Consider the following 3,778-nt stretch of genomic DNA (forward strand, 5'->3'; position numbering starts at 1 on the left):
GCCTGCCCCCACCTCGCTCACCAGCCCGAAACGACCGAAGCCCCGTCACCTGACGGAGCATCGGCCACTACCTACGGATTCGGGTCAGACGCCGTACGACGGTGTCCTTCAGCGCTTCCTTGTCGGGGTCCATGCCACGCGCGAAGCGCTGGTCGTCGATCAGTTCCAGGAGCGCGGTGTACGACTCGGGATACCCGTTGTGCGGGGTGGCGGAGAGGAACAGGCGGTGCTCGAAGTGCGGGACGAGGCGCCGGATCAGCTTGGTCTGCTGGGAGTCGACGGCGTACACCTGCTTGGGTGCGGACGGGGCGACGTGATGGGCCTCGTCGAGGACGAGCAGGTCGAAGAAACGCTTGTGATCACCGTTGCTGGTTTCCTCCGGGGCGCCGATGACCTCGTCGAGGAGGCGCTGGGCCTTCGTGCCGCGCAGCCAGGGCAGGGACACGATGGTCAGCGGGTGCACACGGAAGGGATTGGCCGCAGTGCCATGAGTGCGGCGGAGGCGGGCGCAGTGCTCAGAGTTGACGATGGTGAAGTCCAGGCCGAACTTCTCCGCCATCTCGTCGCGCCACTTGAGGGTGAGTCCTGCGGGACAGACGACCATGATGCGCCGGGCCCGGCCGCGCAGCAGCAGTTCCTGCGCGACGAGCCCGGCCTCGACGGTCTTGCCGAGGCCGACGTCGTCGGCGAGGAGGAGGTTGACGCGGGGAGCACCGAGGGCGCGGGAGACCGGTTCCAGCTGGTACGGCTCGACGGCTACGCCGGAGCGGAAGGGTGCCTGCAGAGTCTTGGCGTCGGCAGAGGCGACGGCCGACCAGCGGACGGCGTCGAGGAATGCGGCAAGGCGCGACGGCGGGTCGTACTGGCCTGTCGAGGCGTCAGGGAGGGAGCCTGCGGGCAGTACGCGACGGCCCGGCTCAACCTCCCAGATGACGGAGAGGGTGTCTCCGAAGCGGCCGTCAGCAACGGACTGGAGGTGGACGAGGGTGGCAGCCTTGCGCCCGCCGTGTTCACCGCCGGCCGCGGAGGGTTCGACGCGGGCCACGACCCAGGACTGTCCGCGTACCTCGACGAGCTTTCCCTCCTCCGGAAGCTCCTCGGCACTGGTCCGCTCGCTCTCGCGCTGGACTGCTGGCGTCATCGGCGCTGTTCCCCCTCGGTCTCTCCTGCTGTCGTCCGTAGGCAGTGTCCTGCCTCCCACCCGAACGATGCAGCCACAGAGTAACACGCACTCATTACTGTGAACAGAGATTACAAACGGGGGTTTGATCTACCGTCAGGACATGCGGGCGAGCCGCTCCAGGAGGGCTCGCGATCGGCCTCGGCGCGGATCGTCCGCGCCCAGGATGCGCTCCTCGTCGTCGACCAGGCGGCGCAGCAGCTCCACGGCAGGATGGCGCTCTCCCGTGCGCACGAGAAGGACCGCGATCTCGTAGCGCGTGTCCAGTACGGCGGCGTCCGCCGGTCCGAGGAGGCTGCGCTGCTCGGCGAGGACGGACTTCAGCTCGTCGAGGGCCTCGCGGGTGCGGCCGAGCGCTCCGGCACACAGGGCGGCCCCGACGCGGGCGGCGAGGAAGTCCGCGCGTCCGAGACCGGGGGTGGCGAGGAGTTCCTGATATTCCTCCAGCGCGTGGGCGGGGCGGCCGGAGCGGCGGAGGGCCGCGACTTCGGCCAGTCTCGGGTGCGTGAGCACGCTCGCGGCCGGAGCGGGAGCCCAGGCGGCGAGCAGCGCACGCACCTCGGCCGCCGAACCGGGCCGGCCCTCCGGCTTCTTTTCGAGCAGGCCGGCCACCAGCTTCTTCAGGCCGGTGGGTATACCGGGGCGGTGACCGGAGAGCGGCGGCACGGGCTCGTTCGCATGCTGGTGGTACAGCATGAAGAGACTGCCGTCCGTGAAGGGCGGCTTCCCGGCGAGCAGTTCGTACAGGACGCAGCCGAGTGAGTAGAGGTCGCTCGCGGGCACGGTTCTGCCGACGGCTTGTTCAGGTGCCATGTAGACGACGGTGCCGGGTGTGGCGTTGGCGGCGGTGAAGCGGGTCTCGCCGGGACGCGGCTCCAGGGCAGCCGCGACACCGAAGTCCAGGACTTTGATCTCGCCGGAGGGCGTGATCATCAGATTCGACGGCTTGAGGTCGCGGTGCACGACGCCCTGGCCGTGTGCGTACGCCAGGACGTCGGCGACACCCTGCGCGACGCCTGCGGCTCGTTCGACATCCAGCGTTCCTTCGTCCTTGAGCACCGCGTCCAGCGCACGGCCCGGGACGAGCTCCATGACGAGGTACAGCTCTCCGTCGTCGCTGCCGTGGTCGTAAACGACGGGGATACCGGGATGGTTCAGGCGGCTGGTGAGGCGTGCCTCCCGAAGGAACCGCCGCTCCAAGGTCGTGAGTTCGGAGCCGTACCCCCGTGGGGCGAGGAGCTTGACGGCCACTTCACGCCCGTTGTCGCGGTCGCGCGCTGCCCATACGACGCCCATGCCTCCCCGGCCCAGCTCGTGTGTGAGCTCGTACCGCCCAAGGCTTCGCCGCATTGCGCCCGTCCCCAGTTCCGGCGCCGGCGGCGCCTGTCACACCCCTACGACCGGGGCAGTGCGGCGCACCCGATCGGCCGCACCATCCTCTCACCGATCACAAGGGCTGCGGCCCCTGCGGGACGAGGAACGGGCGGCGCGGGTCCTCGGGGAGGCCGTGGCGGGCGGCCGCCGCGGGATCCGGCCCCGGCAGATGGGGCGCGAGGGCCACATAGACCTCGGTGGCGGAGGAAGGGCGGTCCTCCGGGCGCTTGGCGAGCAGGGCAGTCACCAGTTCCTGAAGCGAGACCGGCACATCCACCCCTGATTCCGCGATGAGGGGAGGGGGCGCTGTCAGATGCCGGGAAGCAAGGAGTGCGGGCTGATCGGTGGAGAAGGGCGGAGCGCCGGTGAGCATGTGGTGCAGGAGGCAGCCCACCGCATAGAGGTCGCTGCGGCCGTCGAGACGGCCGCGGCCGGAGAGCAGTTCGGGCGAGGCACAGAGGATGTTGCCGATGCCCTCCCCGGTCATGGTCAGGCGCGGGTCCACGTCCGCGAGGGATTTGACCAGGCCGAAGTCGAGGATCTTGACGACGCCGTCCCGCCGCACCATGACGTTCTGCGTCTTGAGGTCACGGTGAACCAGGTCGGCGGCGTGGGCGGCCGACAGCCCGGCGCACAGCTGTGCGGCAACGGCGGCTGCCGTGGGCACGTCGAACCGTTCGTCCTGCTGCTGGTCGAAGAGGTACTCCAGGGTCGTTCCGTCGACCAGCTGCATCACCAGACAGCAGATGTCGTGGGTGATCGATGCGTCGTGCACGGTGGTGATGTTGGAATGGTCGAGGCAGGCGGCGGCCTGAGCCTCCCGTTTGAAGCGGGCCAGTGCTTCGTCGCGGCTCCGGGGAACGGCCAGCAGTTCCGACGCGATGGTCTTCACCGCCACGGGCCGCTCCAGGTAGAGGTCGCGCCCCTGCCACACCTGTCCCATCACGCCTCGGCCGAGCACGGACTCGAGCCGGTACCGGTCACGCAGCACCATTCCCGGTGCGAACGTCTGCATATTTCCCACCCTCCACATGATTTACACAGTGACGCTACAAGTCGAGTCTGTGAACAAAGTCAATGTGCGTAGTAGCCTGCCAGTACTGCGGCCGCCGCTGGGATGCCGACCCGCCTAGTACTACAGGGCTAGATCTGCATCATCTGGAGGCGCATGCGTCGGCGGAAGTGGTGCCTCCTGGCCTCAAGTTGGTGACGGCGGCGGAACGT

The 3,778-nt window shown here is 68.9% G+C and carries 3 protein-coding genes; all 3 read right to left on the reverse strand.

What is annotated here, in order from left to right; all coding sequences use genetic code 11:
- Nucleotides 1-67: 67 nt before the first annotated feature.
- The 3 genes from ACWD6R_RS40005 to ACWD6R_RS40015 all read right to left on the reverse strand — a co-directional run bounded on the left by ACWD6R_RS40005 (nt 68) and on the right by ACWD6R_RS40015 (nt 3,569).
- On the reverse strand, nt 68-1,141 hold the full coding sequence (locus tag ACWD6R_RS40005) for an SNF2-related protein (RefSeq protein ID WP_451823261.1): 1,074 nt from the start codon (nt 1,139-1,141) through the stop codon (nt 68-70).
- Between the two features lie 135 nt (nt 1,142-1,276).
- Nucleotides 1,277-2,530 (reverse strand): protein kinase domain-containing protein, encoded by a 1,254-nt coding sequence (locus ACWD6R_RS40010; protein WP_451823262.1) that lies wholly within the window; start codon nt 2,528-2,530, stop codon nt 1,277-1,279.
- A gap of 97 nt (nt 2,531-2,627) precedes the next feature.
- Nucleotides 2,628-3,569, reverse strand: coding sequence for a serine/threonine-protein kinase (locus ACWD6R_RS40015; protein WP_451823263.1), 942 nt, complete (start codon nt 3,567-3,569; stop codon nt 2,628-2,630).
- Nucleotides 3,570-3,778 lie beyond the last annotated feature (209 nt).

The sequence above is a fragment of the Streptomyces sp. NPDC005151 genome, assembly GCF_053599875.1.

Coding starts and splice junctions, on each gene's coding strand:
- ACWD6R_RS40005 (WP_451823261.1), bottom strand. CDS start 1,141: ATGACGCCAGCAGTCCAGCGCGAGAGCGAGCGGACCAGTGCCGAGGAG.
- ACWD6R_RS40010 (WP_451823262.1), bottom strand. CDS start 2,530: ATGCGGCGAAGCCTTGGGCGGTACGAGCTCACACACGAGCTGGGCCGG.
- ACWD6R_RS40015 (WP_451823263.1), bottom strand. CDS start 3,569: ATGCAGACGTTCGCACCGGGAATGGTGCTGCGTGACCGGTACCGGCTC.